Raw genomic sequence first — 23,651 nt, forward strand, 5'->3', positions numbered from 1 at the left:
CGTTTTGTGAAAAAAAGCAGAGTGTGTGACATAGTTCACAAGGTGATGCGCCGTCTCTGTTTATAGTGTACATAGCATCACCTGACTCGGAAGGAGTGAACGATCATGAAGAAAAAGAAAATGAGTCCGTTGCTCAGGAGATTAAACTATTTTTCTCCTATCGAACATCATTCAAATAACCATAGCCAAACGACAAGCGAAGATCGTGATTGGGAGAATGTATACAGAAACAGATGGCAGTACGACAAAGTCGTTCGCTCCACCCACGGCGTCAACTGCACGGGTTCTTGCAGCTGGAATATTTATGTGAAAAAAGGAATTGTCACGTGGGAAGGACAAAACTTGAATTATCCATCGACAGGCCCGGATATGCCTGATTTCGAACCGAGAGGCTGTCCGCGGGGGGCCAGTTTTTCTTGGTACATTTACAGCCCGCTCCGTGTGAAATATCCATATGTACGCGGTGTGCTGATCAATTTGTGGCGGGAAGCATTGCAGGCGCATCATAATCCGCTGGATGCCTGGAAATCGATCGTCGAAAACCCTGAAAAAGCGAAGTCCTATAAACAGGCAAGGGGGAAAGGCGGCTTTGTCCGCGCGGAATGGCCGGAGGTGCTGAAGCTGATTTCAGCCTCTCTGCTGTATACAGTGATGAAATACGGGCCTGACCGGAATGTCGGTTTTTCTCCGATCCCGGCGATGTCCATGATCAGCCACGCATCAGGTTCGCGATTCATGTCGTTAATCGGCGGCCCAATGCTCAGTTTCTATGACTGGTATGCGGATCTTCCGCCGGCGTCCCCGCAAATTTGGGGCGACCAGACGGACGTTCCGGAGAGCAGTGATTGGTACAATTCAGGCTATATCATCACATGGGGCTCCAACGTTCCGTTAACGAGAACGCCTGATGCGCATTTTCTGGCGGAAGCCCGCTATAAAGGCGCTAAAGTCATTTCGATCAGTCCCGATTTTGCGGAATCCTCAAAGTTTGCGGATGACTGGCTGAGTATCCGCCAGGGGACTGACGGGGCGCTTGCGATGGCGATGGGTCACGTCATTTTGCAGGAATTTTACGTGAACCAAGAAACTGAACGTTTTATTGAGTACGCGAAGCAATACACCGATTTTCCATTCTTCGTCACTCTTTCAAAAGAGAACGGCATGTATACAGCGGGACGGTTTCTGCATGCAAAAGACATCGGGCGGCAGACAAAAAATGATCAGTGGAAGCCGGCGGTCTGGAATGAACAGACAGGTGCGTTTGCCATACCGCAAGGCACAATGGGCTCCCGCTGGGACGGGCAGCAGAAATGGAATCTGCACATGATCGACGAAGACACCGGGGAACCGATTGAACCCCGTCTCTCCGTGCTCGGAATAGAGGACGAAATCGGCATGGTGCGCATTCCGTATTTTTCAAATGACGGAAACAAAGTGCTTGAGCGGAATCTTCCTATTAAAAAATTGGATCTGAATGGTGAAGAGACGTACGTCACGACTGTGTTTGACTTGATATTGGCCAACTACGGCGTGAACCGGGGCATCGGCGGACAATCAGCCGCATCTTATGATGATCCCCGTCCGTTCACACCTGCCTGGCAGGAACAGATTACGGGAATTAAAAGAGAAGCCGTTATACAGATTGCCAGGGAGTTTGCCCAAAATGCGATTGACACAGACGGCAGATCCATGATTATCGTAGGGGCTGGCATTAACCACTGGTTCAACTCCGACACGATTTACCGTGCGGTGTTAAATCTTGTTTTACTCGTAGGCGCCCAAGGCGTAAACGGCGGAGGCTGGGCCCATTACGTGGGGCAGGAAAAACTCCGTCCGGCTGAAGGGTGGCAGACGATTGCAACCGCAAAGGACTGGGAAGGCGTGCCTAAGCTGCAAAACGGCACTTCGTTTTTCTACTTTGCGACAGACCAGTGGCGTTATGAAGACCAGCCGATCAGTGACTTGGCTTCACCGATCGCCGCGTCGTCCCGCTACAAGCATCACGCCGATTACAATGTGCTGGCGGCGCGATTAGGGTGGCTTCCGTCTTACCCGACATTCAATCAAAACGGCATTGATCTGTACAAAGAAGCTGAGAAAGCGGGGGCGGCGACACCTGAAGACGTAGGTGCGTACGTGGCCTCACGGCTTCAAGAGAAAAAACTGAAATTCGCGATTGAAGACCCTGACAATGAAGTGAATTTCCCAAGGAATCTCTTCGTATGGCGGGCAAATCTGATCTCAAGCTCAGGGAAAGGGCATGAATATTTTCTCAAGCATCTGCTGGGGACGACGAACGGTCTGATGAATGACGACAGCGACAGCATCCGCCCTGAAGAAATCAAATGGCGGGAGCAGGCGCCGGAAGGCAAGCTCGACTTGTTAATCAATCTTGATTTTCGAATGGCGGGTACGGCGCTGTATTCCGATATCGTGCTGCCGGCGGCGACATGGTATGAAAAACACGATCTCAGCAGTACGGATATGCATCCGTTTATTCATCCATTTGCTCCGGCCATCTCGGCGCCGTGGGAATCGAAGTCAGACTGGGATATTTTTAAGGCGCTCTCAAAAGCCGTTTCCGATCTGGCGGAAGAAGTCGATATGGAGCCGGTAAAAGAGGTAGTCGCAACGCCGCTTCTCCACGACACGATGCAGGAATTGGCCCAGCCGTTCGGCAAAATCAATGACTGGAGCAAGGGTGAATGTGAAGCCATTCCGGGAAAAACGATGCCGAACATCCATGTCGTTGAACGGGATTACAAACACATTTTTCATAAAATGACCGCGCTCGGCCCTAATACGGCTTTAAAACCGAGCGGAACAAAAGGGATGAGCTGGTCGATTGCGGATGAATATGAATCACTCAAACAGAGACTGGGAGAAACTGATTCAAACAGCGTTGCCAAAGGATGCCCGAATATAAGTGAAGCGAAGCAGGCGGCGGAAGCGATTTTAACCCTGTCGTCCACCTCAAATGGAAAAGTCGCCGTGAAAGCATGGGAATCACTTGAAAACATTACCAATCTGGAGCTGAAAGACCTGGCGGAAGAGCGCGAGGAAGAATGCTTTACGTTCGAGCAAATTACAGCCCAGCCGAAAACGGTCATCACCTCTCCGGCCTTTACCGGTTCAGAAAAAGGAGGGCGCAGGTACTCGCCGTTTACGACGAATGTGGAAAAATTAATTCCGTGGCGGACGCTGACAGGCAGACAATCCTATTATGTCGATCATGAACTGATGATGGAATTCGGTGAAACGATGGCGACATTTAAACCGATCCTCCAGCACCGTCCGTTCCTAAGCAAGCGGCCTGATCAAGAGGGCAAAGAAATCGTTCTTAATTATTTGACGCCGCATAATAAATGGTCCGTCCACAGCATGTATTTTGATTCTCTGCCGATGCTGACGCTGTTCCGCGGCGGGCCGACCGTGTGGATGAATAAAGATGACGCAGAGGACACGGATATCAAAGACAACGATTGGATTGAATGCTTCAACCGAAACGGCGTTGTCGTCGCGAGAGCGGTTTTGTCTCACCGGATTCCTAAAGGAATGGCGTTTATGCACCATGCCCAGGACCGCCACATCAATGTGCCCGGCACAAAACTGACGAATAACCGCGGAGGCACCCATAACAGCCCGACAAGGATTCACGTCAAGCCGACCCAGATGATCGGGGGCTATGCCCAGCTCAGTTACGGCTTTAACTATTACGGTCCGACGGGGAATCAGCGCGATCTGAATGTCGTCATCCGCAAGCTGAAGGAGGTCGATTGGCTTGAAGATTAAAGCGCAGATCGGGATGGTCATGAATTTGGATAAATGCATCGGCTGCCACACGTGCAGCGTCACCTGCAAAAACACGTGGACAAACCGTTCCGGTGCGGAATATATGTATTTTAATAATGTAGAAACAAAGCCCGGCATCGGCTACCCGAAGCAATGGGAGGACCAGGACAAATATAAAGGCGGCTGGACGTTGAAAAAAGGAAAGCTTGAACTGAAATCAGGCCCGAAAACAAACCGGCTTGCAGGCCTTTTCTATAATCCGAATCAGCCGACGATTGATGACTACTATGAACCTTGGAACTATGATTATGAAACATTAACAAACAGCCCGCAAAAAAAGCACCAGCCGGTGGCGCGGCCGAAATCGTCCTTAACGGGGGATTTCATGAATATCGAATGGGGCCCGAACTGGGAGGATGATCTCGCTGGCGGCCACATTACAGGGCTTGAAGATCCAAACGTGCAAAAGATGGAGGAATCGATCAAAACAGAATTCGATGAAGTCTTTATGATGTATCTTCCGCGTATTTGTGAGCACTGCATTAATCCGGCGTGCGTGTCCTCCTGCCCGTCCGGCGCCATGTACAAACGTGAGGAGGACGGCATTGTGCTTGTGGATCAAAACGCATGCCGTTCATGGAGATATTGCGTCTCATCCTGTCCTTATAAAAAAGTCTATTTTAACTGGCAAACGAACAAAGCGGAAAAATGCACACTCTGCTTTCCGCGCTTGGAGGCGGGGCTGCCGACCATCTGCTCCGAAACGTGTGTCGGCAGAATCCGCTATCTCGGCGTCATGCTGTATGACGCGGACAAAGTGGAGGAAGCGGCATCGGTTGAAAATGAAAAGGATCTCTACCATTCCCAACTGGACGTTTTTCTTGATCCGAATGATCCTGAGATTGCCAAACTGGCAAAAGAACAAGGCATCCCGGCTGAATGGATAGAAGCGGCGCAGCAATCGCCGATCTATAAAATGATCATTGACTGGAAGATTGCGCTTCCGCTTCACCCTGAGTACCGTACGCTGCCGATGGTTTGGTACATTCCGCCGCTCAGCCCGATTATGAATCTCTTTGAAGGAAAAGGCAGCCAGCAAACGGCGGAAGCGATTTTTCCGGCTATCGACCAAATGAGAATTCCGATTGACTATTTGGCGCAGCTGTTAACGGCGGGGGATACGGATCATATTCGATCAACGTTAAAGAAAATGTCTGTCATGCGCCAGTATATGAGGGCGGTTCAGACAAATAAATCCATCGACCCGGCATTGGTCTCCAGTGTCGGCTTAACAGAACAGCAAATTGAAGACATGTATCGGCTGCTGGCAATCGCCAAATATGATGACCGTTTTGTGATCCCGAGCAGCCATCGAGAAGAAGTGTCAGATTTATATGCTGAACAAGGGAGCTGCGGCTTATCATTTTCAGGCGGCCCGGGCTCTTGTTTCTAACTTTTCATAAATGAGGTGTAATAACATGAACACCACAGACCGGCAAATGACGTTCTCCGCTCTTTCCGTTCTTCTCTCATATCCGGAGGAAGAGTGGAGAGCCGAGATTCCCGATTGGAAGGCTCTTATCCATGACATCACCAATCAGCAAATCCGGGAGAAATTGCTGCACTTTTTAGAGGCGGCAGCCGGCTTTTCTCCGCAAGCGCTGATTGAACACTATGTGTATACGTTCGATTTCGGAAAAAAAACGAATATGTACGTCACCTACTTTAACTCAGGCGAACAAAGGGAGCGCGGCATTGAATTGCTGCATTTAAAAAACACATATGAGCAATCCGGTTTCCTGCCGACAGAGAAAGAACTGCCTGATTACCTGCCGCTGATGCTGGAATTCGCCGCGGTTGCGGAGATTGAAGCGGCGAGAAGCGTGTTTGAAAAATACCTGTCCAATGTGAGGGAGCTGGCTTCCCGCCTCGAAAAAAATAACAGCATCTATGCTGAGCTGCTGCACGTGCTGCAGGCCGCACTGGAAAACATCGGTGTACATGAAAGCATTGAAGAAGGGGCTGTTCAGGCATGAGCGGGCAGATCCTGTGGGGCGTTATGCCATACATTGTATTGACGATCTTTATCGGCGGGCATATTTACCGCTATCAGCATGACCAATTCGGCTGGACGGCGAAATCAAGCGAGCTGTTAGAAAAGAAAAAACTTGCCGCTGGCAGCACACTTTTTCATTGGGGACTGCTGTGCGTTGTCGGCGGACATGTCATGGGAATTCTGATCCCGGAAGGCGTGTATGCTTCCCTTGGCATTTCAGAGCATATGTATCACAAAATGGCGATCGGCGCAGGCCTGCCGGCGGGGATTGCTGCATGTGCCGGACTTGTCATCCTGACGTACAGAAGGCTGTTTGACAAAAGAATCCGCAAAACCAGCTCGCCATCGGATATCTTGACGCTTATTCTGCTGCTGTTCATGATGCTGTCGGGCGTTGCGGCCACATTTCTTAACATTGATTCGAAAGGCTTTGATTACAGGGCAACAGTCGGGCCGTGGTTCAGGGAAATTGTTTTGTTCCGGCCTGACGCTTCTTTGATGGAGAGTGTCCCGCTATGGTTTAAGTTTCATATCATCATAGGGTACGCCGTTTTTATCCTTTGGCCGTTTACAAGATTGGTTCACGTGTTCAGCCTGCCCCTCAAGTATTTGACCCGCAGCTATGTTGTCTATCGGAAACGCACGTAAAAATCCCCCCTGCAAGAGGGGGATTTTTTATGGTGAAAAAATAAAAACATAAGATATTTTCTGCCAAGGTAATGGCTGGGCGGCCGGGATTCCTGTTATGTTTTATTTGGAAATAACAGCAACAAAAGGAGAGTGAAGAATGAAGCGGATTTTCCTCATTTTAGCCGCCTGTCTGATGACAAGCGCCGGCGTCCTGACACTCAGACATTCTCATGTATTAACCGGAGGCACAGCGGGACTGTCACTAAGCCTGTCATACTTGTTTCATTCCTCTTTTGCGATTATCTTCTTTCTGATCAATATCCCGTTTTATATATTTTCTCTCATCAGAATGGGAATCAAATTCACTCTATCCACCGTTTTTGCAGTCACAGTACTGACTCTGTTTACCGGCGCGGATCACTGGCTGCCGCCGGTCTCTGTTTCACCGCTTGCCGGGGCGATTTGCGGCGGGGCGCTGATCGGGTTCGGCCTGTCGCTCATGTTTTATCATCAGGCATCGCTCGGCGGCGCCAATATCCTCGCTTTATTTCTGCAAAAGCGCTGCGGATGGAATCCGGGTGCCGTTAATTTCCTCTTCGATTTTGGCGTCGTGCTGGCCGGCATTTTTTCCGTCGGGTTGCTGAAAGGGCTCTTCTCCTTAGTGTCGATAGCGGCCACCGGTCTGATCATCGGCATCTTCAAAAATAAAATCAAAGGCAGCTGCTCGCTCAATCCGGCATTGCTTCAGAACATCACACCCGGCCAATCACAAGAAGCTTCATCATAAGCCTTTCCGCTCGTGCGGAGAGGCTTTTTCATATGTTTACAAGCCGGAAAACAGAGGGTATACAGAGATATCGGATCAGATGGGAGAGAGTCGGGATGCTGAAAAGGAGACTGGAATTTTGCTTTTTATATATGATGCTTATCGGAGCATATGTCATATGGTTTTTTCCGGTTTCCAGGCTTGAGTTTTACGGAGGGGTGCTTTGCTATGCAAGCATTATTTTGTTCAGCATCTATTCGTTAATTCTTGAAAACCGCACCTCGCAGCACACGCTGTTATGGATTCATATTCTTGTGTTTTTTCCGATCGCCGGGTACTTATTTTACCTTTTTTCCGGCCAGCTTTATGAAAAAGGCAAGCTGTTCAGGTCGAAACGGACATACAACCGGGAAAAGCTGAGAACGATATTTGATATGGAACAAACTCCCGACCTGTCCGGGCTGAAAGGAAATCAGAAGCGTTTCTTTCAATATTCAATCAAGGCGTCCCATATGAATATTAATACAAAAAGCAGGCTGAAGGTGCTCAAAAACGGGGACGAAACATTTCCGGAGCTGTTTGAGGCGCTCCGGGAGGCCGCGTCATTTATACATATTGAGTATTACATGTTCAAATCAGACATGCTCGGGCACAAGATGATGGACATTATGATGGAAAAGGCGCGTCAAGGCGTGGAAGTGCGGTTTTTGTTCGACGCGGCCGGCAGCCTGAAGCTGGCCGGAAAAGATATTAAAAAACTGAAACGCGCGGGTGTGAACATCGTCCCGTTTCTGCCGCTGAAATACGGTTTTTTCAACCAAAAATTCAATTTCAGAAATCACCGCAAGATCGTCATCGTTGACGGGAAAGTCGGTTTTGTCGGCGGGCTGAATGTCGGCAAGGAGTATATCGGCAAAGACCAAGATGTCGGCTTTTGGCGGGACACCCATATGAAAGTCGAAGGAGAAATCGTTCAGACGCTCCACAGCATTTTTATGCTTGATTGGGAATACGTTTCGGATGAGGTGCTGATTGATCAGAAAGCATATACCCGCCCGGTTGCGGCAGAAAGCGGCGGCGTCTATCAAGTCGTTCCGACAGGCCCCGATATGAAGGAGCGGATGAGCGATCTGTATTATGCCATGATAGCGGCGGCCGAATCGTCTGTATGGATCGCGACGCCTTATTTTGTGCCGAATGAGCCGATCCGCACAGCGCTAAAGGAGGCTGCTGCCAGAGGCGTCCGGGTGCGTGTCATGGTGCCGGAAACCAATGACGGGTTTTTAACCCAGTATGCGACGAGATCGTATTTCCCCGAGCTTCTTCGCGAAGGAATCGAAGTCTATTCTTATCAAAAAGGCTTTATGCATCAAAAGGTGCTCATCACTGACGGAAACCTCGCCTCTGTCGGGACGGCGAACATGGACATGAGAAGCTTTCAGCTGAACTTTGAGGTCAATGTCTTTTTTACAGATCAAGAGGCGATCCAAGATCTTGAAGCGCATTATCTGGAGGATATGAAGGAGTCTGAAAAAATCAGCCCCGTCCGTTTCTATAAGCGCACGTTATGGGAAAGAACGAAGGAATCCTTCGCACGGTTATTTTCCGGCGTTTTATAAAAAACGCTTTTAAAACTCCTTGTGTATAGTATAATTGAGAAATATTATCATTAAGAACGAGGCACAAGGAGGACGGAATCGTGCTGCGACAATTTTTTTCTTATTATAAACCGTACAAAAAGCTGTTTTTTCTCGACTTCTTTTCTGCCATCGCCGGCGGATTGATGGAGCTGAGTTTTCCTCTGATTGTCAATTACTTTATCGATACATTGCTTCCGGGGCGGGATTGGAGTCTGATTATTTTGACTTCCGCTGCTTTATTCGGGGTCTACGCCCTCAGCTCGGCACTTCAGTATGTTGTGACGTATTGGGGCCATATGCTCGGCATTAACATTGAAACCGATATGCGGAAAAAGCTTTTCGACCATCTGCAAAAGCTTTCGTTCAAATTTTACGATAACAACAAAACGGGCAGTTTAATGTCCAAGCTCACCAATGATTTGATGTATATCGGAGAAACCGCCCACCATGGGCCTGAAGACCTGTTTATCGCGATCATGACGATTTTGGGCGCATTCGGTGTGATGCTGTTTATTAACTGGCAGCTCGCGCTGTTGACTTTTATCATTATGCCGGTCGTCATATGGCTTGCTTTGTATTTCAATAAAAAAATGACCTCTGCGTTTACAAAACTGAACAAAGACGTCGGAGACTTCAGCGCGAGGGTTGAAAACAATATCGGCGGCATCCGTCTTGTTCAGGCTTTCAGCAATGAAGCGTTTGAAACGCAGCGGTTTGACGTGAACAATCAGCGTTTCCGCAAAACAAAGCTGACGTCTTATAAAATCATGGCGAAAAACGGCTCGATCAGTTACATGCTGACAAGATTCGTCACGCTGTTCGTCTTATTGTGCGGCACATGGTTCGTGATCCGCGGATCGTTATCTTACGGGGAATTCGTCGCTTTTGTGCTGCTGACGAACGTTCTGTTCCGTCCGATTGATAAAATCAACGCGATTATTGAGATGTATCCGAGAGGCATTGCCGGTTTTAAAAGCTTTATAGAAATACTGGAAACGGAGCCTGATATCAAGGACGCCCCGAACGCGAGACATGTGTCCGGTTTAAAAGGGAATATCCGTTATGATGGTGTGTCATTCGGTTACGAAGAAAACAGTCCGGTTCTGTCGGGAATCAATTTGTCCATTCATGCCGGGGAGACAGTCGCATTCGTCGGGCCTTCGGGAGCGGGAAAATCAACGCTGACAAGTCTGCTGCCGCGCTTTTATGAGCCGTCTGAAGGCGTGATTTCCATTGACGGAATCGATATTAAGGACATGACGCTGTCATCATTGCGCGGACAAATCGGCGTCGTCCAGCAGGATGTCTTTCTGTTTTCCGGCACATTGCGGGAAAACATTGCTTACGGGCGGCTCGACGCGTCTGAGGAAGAAATCTGGCAGGCCGTCCGCCAGGCGCATTTAGAGGACTTGGTAAACGGGTATCCCGACGGTTTAAACACGGTGATCGGCGAGCGCGGCGTGAAACTGTCAGGCGGGCAGAAGCAGCGGCTTTCCATCGCCAGAATGTTTTTGAAAAACCCGTCGATCTTAATTTTAGACGAGGCTACATCAGCCCTCGATACAGAAACGGAAGCCGCCATTCAAAAATCGCTGCAAGAGCTGTCTGAAGGACGCACGACGCTTGTGATCGCCCATCGGCTGGCTACGATTAAGGATGCGGACAGGATCGTCGTCGTCACGAAAGAAGGCATTGCTGAACAAGGTCATCATAAGGAACTGCTGGCATCCGGCGGCATGTACCAGAGACTTCATCAGGCGCAATTCGGCGAGCTGATGCATCAATAAAAGAAAAAGGATAGACGAGCGGGGGCCGAGGCGCCTCCTGTCTATCCTTTTTTATGTAGTCTGTATTTAATGGGCTTCTTTTTGCGCAGGTTCGATGATATGTTTGAAACGGTCAACAAGCTGCACCGCTTTCTTTCCTTCCACTACAATTAAATATTCTTGTTCTTTATGGGCCATTCTGAACGTTTCCAGCTCAATGATATCTTTGATTTTGCACATCGTTTTTTTAGAGTAGATATACAGCTCGTGGCCTCCCGTGTGGCAAAGCTGATAAAGCTGAAGCATGTTTCTTAAAGTGAACTTCTTAGCGGCTATTTTCAAAGATGTAATGTTTTTCATATGTTTTCTCCTCCGTCTGATGGTCTGTTATTTCGGAAATTCCCCATATAAACGGGTGATAAACCTGGTTATGCCTTCCACTTCAGCACTCCGCCCGCCAGGCGTTTGACTCCCCGGATGGCGCTTAATTCTTCGACGAGCCGGAGCAGCGCCCGGTCTTTCTCTTTCGCCTCAATCATAAAATCGATGTCCGTATCCCATTGTCGAAACCGCTCCAGCACCGGCAGAATAAAATTCGCATCCACATAGTCCGCATGACTGCGTATGGCTGATTCTGATTTTGGCGAGGAGAGATGGACCTTCGGCTTTAAGCCGATCCGCTGCCATGTTTTGATCATCCGCGGAAGAATGTCATCTAAATCAGCGTCATCGGTCGGATTGGCGTAAAAATGGTGATAATCAAACACAAACGGAATACCTTCTTGTTCACATACACTGAGTGTTTCCTCGGACGTATATGTTTTATCATCGTTTTCTAAAGTCATCCGCTGTTTGATGACATCGGGAAGTTCTTTCAGATTCACGCGGAAACGGCCAAGCGCGCTTTGTTTGTCACCGTAAGCGCCTCCGACATGGATGTTGATGACGGAACGGTCCGCGATGTCCATTGCGTCCAGCATGTCATAATGATAGGCCATATCCTTGACCGCATTTGCGGTAATCTCCTGTTTCGGGCTTGTAAAAAGCGTGAATTGGTTCGGATGAAAGCTCGTTCTGAGGTCATATTTTCTGACCAGCCCGCCGATCTCACGAAACTCCTGGCGAAACGGCGTGACAAAATCCCACAGCACATCCGGATGGGTGGCGAGCGGCACAATCGAGCTTGAGAACCTGTACAGCGGGATGCCGTGGCTGATCACATAGTGGATGGTGCGCAGCGTATTGGTGAGATTTGCTTTCGTCACAGAAAGCAGGGCGTCTTTCCGCTCGCTGCGGGAAAGTTTGGTATAGCGCGCATATGTTAAGGTTTTTGCGGGGGACGCGTCCCAAAGGCACATGGCGTTTGCGACGAATCCGAATCTGAACAGCATATGGTTTCTCCTTTATAAAAAGTAAGATATGGCCTTTCCCAGCCATTCTGCAGGAAGCTGTCTGACGGAGCGCTGTTTCACTTTTTCTAATGTGAGAAGCTCGGATTTTTCGATGTCCTGCTTTATGGTTGAAAGCACTTCCTTTGTAAAGGCTTCATCATGAATGATGACATTCACCTCTTCATTCCAGAACAGGCTCCGTTTATCAAAATTCGGCGTGCCGATAATGCTGATGCGGTCATCAATAATGAAAGCTTTGACATGATAAAAGCCTTGATAATACCGATAGATGAGGCAGCCGGCCTTCAGAAGCTCGGGATAATAGGTAAAAGCTGTTTCCCGAACGAGCGGGTGGTCTGACTTCATCGGCACGATCAAGATGACTTTGACGCCTTTTCGGCAGGCTGAAATAAGCGCTTCCTGAAGCTTTTTGCTCGGTACATAATAAGGCGTGCCGATAATGATTTTTTTCTCCGCCTTACGGATGCAGTTTTCATAATGCGATTCAAGCGAAAAACCGTCAGACGCATATGTCCTATGAGAGATATTCCCTTCGGATAATGCCGGATAAACCCCGGGTGATCCGGGTGCTTTTCCGGTGTTTCGTTTCAGATCGCTTACAAAAAGAGTCTGAAGATCGGCCGTGCCTTCGCCGGTCATCCGCAGGTGATAATCCTCCCAGTTTCCGAACTTCGCTTTTTTGCCGAGGTACTCTTCAGCGATATTAAAACCGCCGACATAGCCGATTTTGCCGTCAATGACGGTCACTTTCCGGTGATTCCGTTTTTGCAGCCTGAAAAAAAGAAACGGAAATGCCGGTTTATTTAGAAAATGAACGTGAACGCCGGCTTTTTTCATCGTTTGAATGGAAGGCTTTTTCACTTGGCGGCTGCCCGCCCAATCGAGCAGCAGATATACGGAGACGCCGGCCTGGGCCTTTTCCTTCAATAAATGAAACATCTCATGGCTGACTTGATCGTTCTTCATAATAAAAAACATCATATGAATAGAAGAGACGGCTTGGCGGATATCAGCCGTCATCTGCCGCACAAGCTCGCTGCCGCAGTGAATGAGTGTGATATCACTCTTTTTCGGGTCAAAAACGGGCTCATACGCCTGTTTTTTGTACGCCGCTCGGCCAAGCAGCATATCAAGCAGCATAAGTGCGATCAATATGATAAAAATGACAAGCAACACAAAAATGACCTTCATACCGACGCTCCTTTCCGAAGTATTCGTAGTGTGCCCTGAGAATGTGAATTTAATTATTGACTGAACACTCATTCATTATTTATGATAAAGTAAAGATATGACAATGAAGAGGGGTATCAGAACAAAGGGGGAGACAAGATGAACGCATTTCTCATGGTAAACGCGCTGCTGTTTTCAGCTGTAACCGCTTACGCCGTTTATTTATTCGTTTACCTGATCAGAACGAGGATCGCTTATATTAAGCTCGGCCAAAGGGAAGAATTTGATAAACGCCTGAAAGAACGTCTTCAGAAGATATGGGTGAATGTGTTCGGACAAAAAAAACTGCTGAAAGATAAAAAGAGCGGCATCATCCACGTTCTGTTTTTTTACGGTTTTATACTCGTTCAGTTCGGCGCAATTGATTTTATTCTGAAAGGGCTGCTTCCTGACCGTCATCTGCCGTTCGGTCCGCTTTATCCGGCGTTTACCTTTTTTCAGGAAATCGTCACGTTTCTGATTTTAATCGCCGTAGTCTGGGCGTTTTACCGGCGCTACATTGAAAAACTCGTCAGACTGAAACGCGGGTTTAAAGCGGGGCTTGTCCTGCTGTTTATCGGCGGACTGATGGTGACGGTGCTTCTCGGGAACGCCATGAACCTTTTATGGCACGATCATTCTCTGTCTTGGACGGAGCCGATCGCTTCCTCCATTGCGTTTGTGCTCGGCGGTCTTTCAGCGCCGGCTGCCGCCGCCGTGTTTTATGTTTCATGGTGGCTTCATCTGTTGTTTTTGCTCAGCTTTTTAGTGTACGTGCCGCAATCAAAGCATGCGCACTTAATTGCGGGTCCGGCGAATGTGTTCCTCAGCAGGCTGGATTCAAAAGGAAAGCTGGAAAAAATCGATTTCACCGATGAGACGAAAGAAAGCTACGGCGTCGGAAAGATTGAAGACTTCCGCCGCTCTCAGCTTGTCGACCTTTACGCCTGCGTCGAATGCGGCCGCTGTACAAATATGTGTCCGGCCTCCGGTACGGGCAAGATGCTCTCGCCGATGGACCTCATTTTAAAGCTCAGAGACCATTTGACGGAAAAAGGCGCTGCGGTGACGTCAAAATCTCCGTGGGTGCCCGCGCCCGTTTTTCAGCACACGAAAGCGAATCAGCTCGCCGCGGCTTCCTCAGGGGGAGGATCGCGTGAAGCGGCCGCAGCCATTGATTACAACCCGAGCTTAATCGGCGAGGTCATCACGGAAGAGGAGATTTGGGCGTGCACCACTTGCCGCAACTGTGAGGATCAATGTCCGGTCATGAATGAACACGTTGATAAAATTATCGATCTTCGCCGTTATCTTGTGCTTACGGAAGGGAAGATGGACAGCGACGCGCAGCGGGCCATGACAAGCATTGAAAGACAGGGAAACCCGTGGGGCTTAAACCGGAAAGAGCGGGAGAACTGGCGGGAGCAGGCTGATACAGAAATTCCGACAGTGAGTGAAATGAAAAAACAAGACAAAGAGTTCGACTATTTGTTTTGGGTCGGATCAATGGGTTCCTACGATAACAGGAGCCAAAAGATTGCCGTCTCATTTGCAAAGCTGCTTAATGAAGCGGGCGTATCCTTTGCGATTCTCGGCAATAAGGAAAAAAACTCAGGCGATACGCCGCGCCGTTTGGGCAACGAGTTTCTGTTCCAAGAGCTGGCGGAACACAACATCGGCGAATTTGAAAAACACGGAATCAAAAAAATCGTCACGATTGATCCGCACGCCTATAATATGTTCAAAAATGAATATCCTGATTTCGGATTCCGGGCCGAAGTCTATCATCATACTGAATTATTAGCCGAGCTTGTGTCACAGGGGAAACTAAAACCGCTTCACCCGGTGAATGAAACGATTACCTTCCATGACTCGTGCTATTTAGGAAGATACAATGAAGTGTATGAGCCGCCGAGAGCGATCTTAAAAGCCATTCCGGGCGTTCAATTGAAGGAAATGGAGCGCAGCCGCGAAAACGGGATGTGCTGCGGCGCCGGAGGAGGGCTCATGTGGATGGAAGAAGAAACGGGAGCGAGAATCAACACGGCCCGGACTGAGCAGGCGCTTTCTGTCAGTCCGACGGTCATCAGTTCCGGATGTCCTTACTGTCTGACCATGCTCGGCGACGGTACGAAAGCGAAAGAAGCCGAAGACGCGATCGGCACTTATGATGTCAGTGAATTGCTCGCCATGTCTGTATTCGGCGCTGAAAAACAAGAGTCTTTATAGAAAGAAGCGTGCCGCCGGCGCATATGCCGGCGGCTTTGTTTTCGCACATCAGCCGATTTATGAAGGGACGGCTCTAAAATTTCTTAAATTACGCTGTTAAGGGTAGCATATTCTGTTTTAATTTGTTTATAATGAGAGGTATGGTTTATGAACAAAACAATACAAATTCGTTCTTATTATAGGATAGAAACAGATACATATAAGTAATAGAAAGGGAGTGTCCGACCTTGAGTATCAAACAATATTCTCAGGAACAGCTGAAGCAGATGGCTTTAGTTGAAATCGCTCACGAAATTTTCTCAGAACATAAAAAACCGGTTCCGTTCCAGGAGCTGCTGAATGAAATGATCTCCTTGCTCGGTGTTACGAAAGAGGAACTGGGCGACCGTATCGCCCAATTTTATACAGACCTGAACATTGACGGCCGCTTTATTGCTCTGTCAGACCAGACGTGGGGGCTTCGCAGCTGGTATCCGTACGATCAGCTGGACGAAGAAACACAGCCGACTGTAAAAGCGAAAAAGAAAAAAGCGAAAAAAGTCGTTGAGGAAGATCTCGACCTTGATGAATTCGAGGAAGTTGACGAAGATGACATCGATCTCGATGAAATAGAAGAAGATATTGACCTTGAAGCAGACAGCTTTGACGACGAAGATATCGATGAGGAAGATGACGACGAGCTTGAGATCGAAGACGAGATGATTGAAGAAGATGAGGAAGATTATGATGATGAGGAAGAGGATCGCAAAGACTGATTTTATATCAGCAAAACGATCTTGACTTTCATTGTCGAACTATGTAGTATGTATTTTGGGCTCTTCAAAAAGAAGAGAATTCATAAGAGTGCTACGCTCCCTTTCAAGAAATTGAAAGGGAGCTTTCTTATTTTCATCTCCCAAATTCTTTTACACATCATTTGTTTTTAGTGAAATGATTTTCTATAAAACGGCACATTTTAAGGAATGTAGCGCAGACCGAAGAGAGGAGCAAACGAAATGACGAAATATATTTTTGTAACCGGGGGAGTTGTATCATCACTCGGAAAAGGAATTGTGGCTGCGTCACTTGGCCGCCTTTTGAAAAACAGAGGCATGAGCGTCACCATCCAAAAATTTGACCCTTATATCAACGTTGACCCGGGAACGATGAGCCCGTACCAGCACGGTGAGGTATTCGTTACCGATGACGGCGCTGAGACTGACCTTGACTTAGGGCATTATGAGCGTTTCATTGACATTAATCTGAACAGATTCAGCAACGTGACGACCGGTAAAATCTATTCTGCCGTATTGAAAAAAGAGCGCCGCGGGGACTACCTCGGCGGAACGGTTCAGGTCATTCCGCACATCACAAATGAACTGAAAGACCGCGTGTACCGTGCAGGCAAAGAAACAAACGCAGATGTAGTCATTACTGAGATCGGCGGAACAGTGGGAGACATCGAATCCCTTCCGTTCCTTGAAGCCATCCGTCAAATGAAAAGCGACATCGGCCACGAAAACGTGATGTACATTCACTGTACGCTTGTTCCGTACATCAAAGCGGCGGGCGAGCTGAAAACAAAACCGACGCAGCACAGCGTAAAAGAGCTGAGAAGCCTCGGTATTCAGCCTAATATCATCGTCGTGCGCACAGAAATGCCGATTTCTCAAGATATGAAAGATAAAATCGCGCTCTTCTGCGATATTGACACGAAAGCGGTCATCGAGTGCGAAGATGCGGACAACCTTTACTCCATCCCGCTTAACCTTCAGGAGCAGGGACTCGATAAGCTTGTCTGCGATCATATGAAATTAGAATGCAAAGACCCGGATATGACGGAATGGAAAGACCTTGTCACGAAAGTGAAAAACTTGTCTAAAACCATTACAATCAGCCTCGTCGGTAAATACGTCGAGCTTCAGGACGCTTACATTTCAGTCGTTGAATCACTGCGCCACGCCGGCTATGCGTTTGACGCTGATGTGAAGATCAAATGGATTAACGCCGAAGAAGTGACAGAAAGCAATATTCAAGAGCTGACTAGCGGCACAGACGGAATCATCGTGCCCGGCGGTTTCGGAGACCGCGGCGTAGAAGGGAAAATCATCGCCGCCAAGTATGCGCGTGAGAATAAAATTCCGTTCTTCGGCATCTGCCTCGGTATGCAGATTGCATCCATTGAATATGCGCGAAACGTATTAGGTCTGGAAGGGGCTCACTCTGCGGAGATCGATCCGTCCACTCCTTATCCGATCATCGACCTTCTGCCAGAACAAAAAGATGTCGAGGATCTCGGAGGAACGCTTCGTCTCGGACTGTACCCTTGTAAGCTTCAGGAAGACACGAAAGCCTTCGAAGCGTATGCGGATGAAGTGGTATACGAACGCCACCGCCACCGTTATGAATTCAACAACGAATACAGACAGCAAATGGAAGAGAACGGTTTTGTGTTCTCAGGAACAAGCCCTGACGGCCGTCTTGTGGAAATCATCGAGCTGAAAGACCATCCTTGGTATGTCGCTTGCCAGTTCCACCCTGAGTTCAAATCAAGACCGACAAGACCTCAGCCTTTATTCAAAGACTTTATCGGCGCTTCCGTACAAGCTGCAGAACAGAAGTAATAAAAAAAGACTTGCCTCCTTTAAAAGCGGCAAGTCTTTTTTCTGCATCAGGCATATTCCTGCATCATTTCCTTTAACGTAAAGGACAGTGCGTGATAGACATACAGGCCTGTCATTAATGAAGGAAAGCCGTATCTTGTCCCGTCTTCATCAGGCAGAAGCGGCATTTTTAATTTGCTGTCAATATGAACATCACAAAATTCCTCAATCCCGGTTTGATCTTTGATGACAGGAGATACGCCAACGAGGCCGATCCCTTTTTCATAAAGCTTTTGAGCCAGCGCCTGTTCTTCAGCCGTGCCCGGACCTGAACAAAACATCAGCACCCTGTCGCTTTCTGTAATCGAATCAGCTGTATCCGGAAACGCTTTGACGGAAGGCATCGGTTCTGAGCCGAGTTCCGCCTCGCACAAAATGCCCTGCATCTCATTTGCGCCGTATAAATAAATGGTATGGCCGCTGACGGCTGCCTGCGCCAGCAGGCGCGCGCCGTCTTCTATTGCTTCGGATTCCTTATCCTGAATGCGGGAAAAAATGCCTGCAAGCTGCGTTGTAAATATCTTTAACATGAGTGAAACCTCCTTTACACATACAAGAACAGTATACAACAAAAGAGAAAATGCTCAGAAAATGTCGGAAAGTAGACTATTATAATTAAAGGAAATGTGAAAATCAAACAGAATACATAAACAACTGCTTCCTTTTGACGAAAATGATAATATTGGGGTGTAAAATGATGAATGAAAAGATTTTAATCGTAGATGACCAATACGGTATACGCATATTGCTCAATGAAGTGTTTCATAAAGAAGGGTACCAGACGTTTCAGGCCGCCAACGGCATACAGGCGCTGGACATCGTAACGAAAGAACGGCCCGATCTCGTGCTTTTAGATATGAAAATCCCCGGCATGGACGGAATCGAAATTCTCAAGCGCATGAAGATGATCGACGAATCCATCCGCGTCATTATCATGACCGCTTACGGAGAACTCGATATGATTAAGGAATCAAAAGAGCTCGGAGCGCTGACCCATTTTGCGAAACCTTTTGACATTGATGAGATCAGAGACGCGGTGAAAAAATATTTACCTCTAAAATCGAATTAATAAAATTAGAAACAATTATGTCATTGTGTTGCCGATTTGTCGAAAAGTTGGTATCCTAGAGATGGAGAAAAAGCGATCTGTTGTTTTACATATGACAGGTTTTTATGGTCATGCTATAGGTGGAAAGCTTTTTTCGAGAAGAAGCAAATCAGGCTACATAAGGAGGACTTTCGACATGCCTTTAGTTTCAATGACGGAAATGTTGAATACAGCTAAAGAAAAAGGATATGCTGTTGGACAATTTAACTTAAATAACCTTGAGTTCACTCAAGCTATTTTACAAGCAGCAGAAGAGGAAAAATCCCCGGTTATTCTTGGTGTTTCAGAAGGCGCGGGACGCTACATGGGCGGCTTCAAAACAGTGGTTGCCATGGTTAAAGCTCTTATGGAAGAATACAAAGTGACAGTTCCTGTCGCCATTCACTTAGACCACGGTTCAAGCTTTGAATCTTGTGCGAAAGCGATTCATGCAGGCTTCACTTCTGTAATGATCGACGCATCTCACCACCCGTTTGAGGAAAACGTAGCAACTACAGCTAAAGTGGTTGAGCTTGCTCATTTCCACGGCGTTTCAGTTGAAGCTGAGCTTGGAACTGTAGGCGGACAGGAAGATGACGTGATCGCTGAAGGCGTAATCTATGCTGACCCTAAAGAGTGTCAAGAACTTGTAGAGCGCACTGGCATCGACTGCCTTGCACCTGCACTGGGTTCTGTTCACGGCCCTTACAAAGGCGAACCGAACCTCGGCTTCAAAGAAATGGAAGATATCGGCAAATCAACCGGCCTTCCATTAGTACTTCACGGCGGTACAGGAATTCCGACTGCCGACATTAAAAAATCAATCTCACTTGGTACGGCTAAAATCAACGTAAACACTGAAAACCAAATTTCTTCTGCAAAAGCTGTCCGCGAAACATTGGCAGCTAAGCCGAACGAATACGATCCTCGTAAATATCTTGGACCTGCTCGTGAAGCGATCAAAGAAACGGTTATCGGCAAAATGCGTGAGTTCGGTTCTTCAAACCAAGCTTAATCCAATGTAACATCCATAAACCGCCTGACAGCATTGACAGGCGGTTTTATGTCTTACCTTTAGAAAGCGCAATCATGTTTTACAGTTCTGAAAATTTATTACTGGGGAGGCTTTCCTTATGTTATTTTTCATTGATACAGCAAACATTGACGAGATTAAAGAAGCTTATGAACTTGGCGTTCTTGCCGGAGTTACGACAAACCCTAGTTTAGTGGCGAAAGAAGCTGACGTGTCTTTCCATGACAGACTTCGTGAGATTACGGAAGTCGTGAGCGGATCAGTAAGCGCGGAAGTCATTTCCCTGAATGCTGAAGAGATGATTGAAGAAGGTAAAGAACTTGCGAAAATCGCACCGAATATCACGGTGAAAATCCCGATGACGTCTGAAGGGTTAAAAGCCGTAAAAGCGCTGAGCGACCTGAACATTAAAACAAACGTAACGCTCATTTTCAGCGCCAACCAAGCGCTTTTGGCGGCAAGAGCCGGGGCGACTTATGTATCTCCGTTCTTAGGCCGTCTGGATGACATCGGCCATAACGGTCTTGAACTGATTTCAGAAATAAGACAGATTTTTGACATTCATGACATTGATACACAAATCATCGCAGCTTCCATCCGTCATGCGCAGCACGTGACTGAAGCCGCTTTACGCGGTGCGCATATCGGTACGATGCCGCTGAAAGTCATTCACCAGCTGGCGAAACATCCGTTAACGGATAAAGGCATCGAGCAATTCTTGGCAGACTGGAATAAATAAGGGTGAAAAGGGCGGCAAACCGGTTGCATCCGTTTGCCGCACCCTTATGTTTTCCTGTTTGGCAGCGGGCCTTCAGTATCAAAGTGAAGAGTGTGTTTCCCCGGAATGTGAACCCGGCGGGCCTCTGTGCATCCTGTGTTAAAAATGCCCCGCAAAGCTTCGCTATTTTCTTCCTGTTATTTTATAATGTCCTTGTATTCTTTCTCTTCGAATTGGCTACATTTTGGACAAGAGCTTTATTTGCAGAGACAGAATAAAATGCCATTTTATTTACGCTCCGCAGCTATCTTCTTATGGAAGGAGACTATCATGGAAAAGTTGAATATTGCCGGCGGCGATCCGTTAAACGGAACCGTACATATCAGCGGCGCGAAAAACAGCGCCGTCGCATTGATACCCGCAACCATTCTGGCAAATTCCGAAGTAACGATCGAAGGGCTTCCGGAGATCTCAGATATTGAAACGCTGCGTGACCTGCTGAAAGAAATCGGCGGAAACGTCCATTTTGAAAAAGGAGAAATGGTCGTCGACCCTTCCCCGATGATCAGCATGCCGCTTCCCAACGGCAAAGTGAAAAAACTCCGCGCTTCCTATTACTTAATGGGCGCGATGCTGGGCCGCTTCAAACAGGCGGTCATCGGACTGCCGGGCGGATGCCATCTCGGGCCGCGGCCGATTGACCAGCACATCAAAGGGTTTGAAGCGCTTGGGGCGGAAGTCACCAATGAACAAGGCGCGATTTATCTGCGCGCCGAAAGGCTGAGAGGCGCACGGATTTATTTAGATGTCGTCAGCGTCGGAGCGACGATCAATATCATGCTTGCCGCTGTACTGGCTGAAGGTAAAACCGTGATAGAAAACGCCGCCAAGGAACCTGAGATTATTGATGTTGCCACATTGCTCACCAGCATGGGCGCAAAGATCAAAGGCGCGGGAACCAATGTAATCAGAATCGACGGCGTAAAAGAGCTGCACGGATGCAGGCATACGATCATTCCGGACAGAATTGAGGCGGGCACCTTTATGATCGCCGGCGCCGCGATGGGGAAAGAAGTCATTATTGATAATGTCATACCGACTCACCTGGAGTCTTTAACGGCGAAGCTCAGGGAAATGGGTTTTCACATTGAGACGAGTGACGATCAGCTTCTTATGCTCGGCGGGCAGAAGCAGATAAAACCGGTCGACGTAAAAACGCTTGTTTACCCGGGATTCCCGACTGATCTTCAGCAGCCGATGACATCTCTGTTAACGAGAGCCAGCGGCACGAGCGTCGTAACCGACACCATCTACTCGGCCCGATTTAAACATATAGATGAGCTGAGACGGATGGGGGCCAACATGAAAGTGGAAGGCAGGTCGGCCATTATCACCGGTCCGGTCGAGCTTCAGGGCGCAAAAGTAAAGGCGAGCGATCTGCGTGCAGGCGCTTGTCTGGTCGTCGCCGGGCTCATGGCTGACGGCGTAACCGAAATTACCGGTCTCGAGCATTTAGACCGCGGCTACAGCAATCTTGAGAAAAAACTTGAAGGTCTGGGCGCCACAATCTGGCGGCAAAGGCTGACGGACGAAGAGATAGAACAGCTCCAAAATTCATAGAAATGCGGACTTTTGAGAGGAGATCGTGTTGAAATGGAAAGAAGCTTATCGATGGAATTGGTTCGAGTCACTGAAGCGGCGGCTTTAGCATCTGCCAGATGGATGGGCCGCGGGAAAAAAGATGAAGCTGATGATGCGGCGACAAGCGCAATGCGTGACGTGTTTGACACGGTGCCGATGAAAGGCACGGTCGTGATCGGGGAAGGCGAGATGGATGAAGCGCCGATGCTTTACATCGGCGAAAAGCTCGGAAACGGATACGGCCCGCGCGTCGATGTCGCCGTCGATCCTCTTGAAGGCACAAACATCGTAGCGAGCGGCGGCTGGAATGCGCTGACGGTGATCGCGGTCGCCGACCATGGAACACTGCTGAACGCCCCGGATATGTATATGGAAAAAATCGCGGTCGGTCCCGAAGCGGTAGGCTGCATCGATATTGAAGCGCCTGTCATTGATAACTTAAAAGCCGTTGCGAAAGCGAAAAACAAAGACATTGAAGATGTCGTGGCAACCATTTTAAATCGTGACAGACATGAAAAAATCATCTCTGAATTGCGTGAGGCGGGCGCCAGAATCAAACTGATCAACGACGGTGATGTCGCGGGCGCCATCAATACGGCCTTTGACCATACGGGAGTAGACATTCTCTTCGGTTCAGGCGGGGCTCCTGAAGGCGTGCTGTCTGCCGTTGCGTTAAAAGCGCTCGGCGGCGAAATCATCGGCAGGCTTCTGCCGCAAAGTGCGGAAGAGCAGGCCCGCTGTGAGCGAATGGGCCTTGATGTATCCAAAGTGCTCCGGATGGAGGACCTTGTGAGAGGGGATGACGCCATTTTTGCCGCAACGGGCGTCACGGACGGAGAGCTGCTGAAAGGCGTTCAGTTCAAAGGCTCCGTCGGCACGACTGAAAGTCTGGTCATCCGGGCGAAATCAGGAACGGTCCGATTCGTTGACGGAAGACACAGCCTGAAGAAAAAACCAAATCTTGTGATCCGGCCATAAATAGAGAAAAGCGGGACGGAAAGTCCCGCTTTTCTTTTGCAATAAAGAGTCA

The 23,651-nt window shown here is 48.3% G+C and carries 19 protein-coding genes; 15 read left to right on the forward strand and 4 right to left on the reverse strand.

Annotated features, from left to right (window positions below; genetic code table 11):
* Window positions 1-105 precede the first annotated feature (105 nt).
* The 7 genes from AC3WTF_RS13805 to AC3WTF_RS13835 all read left to right on the forward strand — a co-directional run bounded on the left by AC3WTF_RS13805 (window position 106) and on the right by AC3WTF_RS13835 (window position 10,671).
* Complete coding sequence (locus tag AC3WTF_RS13805; RefSeq protein WP_492314283.1) at window positions 106-3,792, forward strand: nitrate reductase subunit alpha; 3,687 nt, start codon at window positions 106-108, stop codon at window positions 3,790-3,792.
* Window positions 3,782-5,245: a nitrate reductase subunit beta gene (narH, locus tag AC3WTF_RS13810; protein WP_326254438.1), complete on the forward strand. Its 1,464-nt coding sequence runs from the start codon at window positions 3,782-3,784 to the stop codon at window positions 5,243-5,245. The genes AC3WTF_RS13805 and narH overlap by 11 nt, the downstream gene beginning before the upstream one ends.
* A 25-nt stretch (window positions 5,246-5,270) precedes the next feature.
* Entirely contained in the window at window positions 5,271-5,828 is a 558-nt protein-coding gene (narJ, locus tag AC3WTF_RS13815; RefSeq protein WP_327992197.1) for a nitrate reductase molybdenum cofactor assembly chaperone, read from the forward strand.
* The gene (gene narI / locus AC3WTF_RS13820) at window positions 5,825-6,496 is read left to right on the forward strand and encodes a respiratory nitrate reductase subunit gamma (protein WP_032867394.1); all 672 of its coding nucleotides are present in this window, start codon (window positions 5,825-5,827) and stop codon (window positions 6,494-6,496) included. The genes narJ and narI overlap by 4 nt, the downstream gene beginning before the upstream one ends.
* Window positions 6,497-6,635: 139 nt before the next feature.
* Window positions 6,636-7,265 carry a YitT family protein gene (locus tag AC3WTF_RS13825; RefSeq protein ID WP_042635565.1) on the forward strand — a complete coding sequence of 210 codons (630 nt, stop codon included), beginning with the start codon at window positions 6,636-6,638 and terminating at the stop codon, window positions 7,263-7,265.
* A gap of 95 nt (window positions 7,266-7,360) precedes the next feature.
* A complete protein-coding gene (gene cls / locus AC3WTF_RS13830) occupies window positions 7,361-8,863 on the forward strand; it encodes a cardiolipin synthase (protein ID WP_492314284.1) in 1,503 nt (500 codons plus the stop codon).
* Window positions 8,864-8,943: 80 nt separating this feature from the next.
* Entirely contained in the window at window positions 8,944-10,671 is a 1,728-nt protein-coding gene (locus tag AC3WTF_RS13835; protein ID WP_007407621.1) for an ABC transporter ATP-binding protein, read from the forward strand.
* A 66-nt stretch (window positions 10,672-10,737) separates the two neighbouring features.
* On the opposite strand, the gene AC3WTF_RS13840 is transcribed toward AC3WTF_RS13835, so the two are convergent.
* From AC3WTF_RS13840 to cls (AC3WTF_RS13850), 3 genes are all read right to left on the reverse strand, one after another.
* The gene (locus tag AC3WTF_RS13840) at window positions 10,738-11,010 is read right to left on the reverse strand and encodes a hypothetical protein (RefSeq protein WP_003151087.1); all 273 of its coding nucleotides are present in this window, start codon (window positions 11,008-11,010) and stop codon (window positions 10,738-10,740) included.
* A 68-nt stretch (window positions 11,011-11,078) separates the two neighbouring features.
* The gene (gene uvsE / locus AC3WTF_RS13845) at window positions 11,079-12,041 is read right to left on the reverse strand and encodes a UV DNA damage repair endonuclease UvsE (protein WP_167340907.1); all 963 of its coding nucleotides are present in this window, start codon (window positions 12,039-12,041) and stop codon (window positions 11,079-11,081) included.
* 12 nt (window positions 12,042-12,053) lie between these two features.
* Window positions 12,054-13,253, reverse strand: coding sequence for a cardiolipin synthase (gene cls, locus AC3WTF_RS13850; RefSeq protein ID WP_020954350.1), 1,200 nt, complete (start codon window positions 13,251-13,253; stop codon window positions 12,054-12,056).
* Between the two features lie 138 nt (window positions 13,254-13,391).
* Between cls (AC3WTF_RS13850) and AC3WTF_RS13855 the strand changes: the two genes are divergently transcribed.
* The 3 genes from AC3WTF_RS13855 to pyrG all read left to right on the forward strand — a co-directional run bounded on the left by AC3WTF_RS13855 (window position 13,392) and on the right by pyrG (window position 18,103).
* Window positions 13,392-15,500, forward strand: a complete 2,109-nt coding sequence (locus AC3WTF_RS13855) for a (Fe-S)-binding protein (protein WP_047936271.1) — start codon at window positions 13,392-13,394, stop codon at window positions 15,498-15,500.
* 227 nt (window positions 15,501-15,727) lie between these two features.
* A complete protein-coding gene (gene rpoE / locus AC3WTF_RS13860; protein WP_007407616.1) occupies window positions 15,728-16,255 on the forward strand; it encodes a DNA-directed RNA polymerase subunit delta in 528 nt (175 codons plus the stop codon).
* Window positions 16,256-16,495: 240 nt separating this feature from the next.
* A complete protein-coding gene (gene pyrG / locus AC3WTF_RS13865; RefSeq protein ID WP_007407615.1) occupies window positions 16,496-18,103 on the forward strand; it encodes a glutamine hydrolyzing CTP synthase in 1,608 nt (535 codons plus the stop codon).
* A gap of 47 nt (window positions 18,104-18,150) precedes the next feature.
* Here pyrG and AC3WTF_RS13870 read toward each other — a convergent pair whose 3' ends face one another.
* Window positions 18,151-18,672 (reverse strand): DUF2529 domain-containing protein, encoded by a 522-nt coding sequence (locus AC3WTF_RS13870; protein ID WP_007407614.1) that lies wholly within the window; start codon window positions 18,670-18,672, stop codon window positions 18,151-18,153.
* 164 nt (window positions 18,673-18,836) lie between these two features.
* Between AC3WTF_RS13870 and spo0F the strand changes: the two genes are divergently transcribed.
* The 5 genes from spo0F to glpX all read left to right on the forward strand — a co-directional run bounded on the left by spo0F (window position 18,837) and on the right by glpX (window position 23,599).
* Window positions 18,837-19,211, forward strand: a complete 375-nt coding sequence (spo0F, locus tag AC3WTF_RS13875) for a sporulation initiation phosphotransferase Spo0F (protein WP_012118670.1) — start codon at window positions 18,837-18,839, stop codon at window positions 19,209-19,211.
* 175 nt (window positions 19,212-19,386) lie between these two features.
* Window positions 19,387-20,244 carry a class II fructose-bisphosphate aldolase gene (locus AC3WTF_RS13880; RefSeq protein ID WP_003151102.1) on the forward strand — a complete coding sequence of 286 codons (858 nt, stop codon included), beginning with the start codon at window positions 19,387-19,389 and terminating at the stop codon, window positions 20,242-20,244.
* Between the two features lie 118 nt (window positions 20,245-20,362).
* On the forward strand, window positions 20,363-21,001 hold the full coding sequence (fsa, locus tag AC3WTF_RS13885; protein ID WP_007407613.1) for a fructose-6-phosphate aldolase: 639 nt from the start codon (window positions 20,363-20,365) through the stop codon (window positions 20,999-21,001).
* 309 nt (window positions 21,002-21,310) lie between these two features.
* Complete coding sequence (gene murA / locus AC3WTF_RS13890) at window positions 21,311-22,600, forward strand: UDP-N-acetylglucosamine 1-carboxyvinyltransferase (protein ID WP_047936270.1); 1,290 nt, start codon at window positions 21,311-21,313, stop codon at window positions 22,598-22,600.
* Between the two features lie 33 nt (window positions 22,601-22,633).
* Window positions 22,634-23,599: a class II fructose-bisphosphatase gene (gene glpX, locus AC3WTF_RS13895; protein ID WP_003151105.1), complete on the forward strand. Its 966-nt coding sequence runs from the start codon at window positions 22,634-22,636 to the stop codon at window positions 23,597-23,599.
* Window positions 23,600-23,651: the final 52 nt, after the last annotated feature.

This window comes from Bacillus sp. EB106-06-01-XG163 (assembly GCF_058791615.1).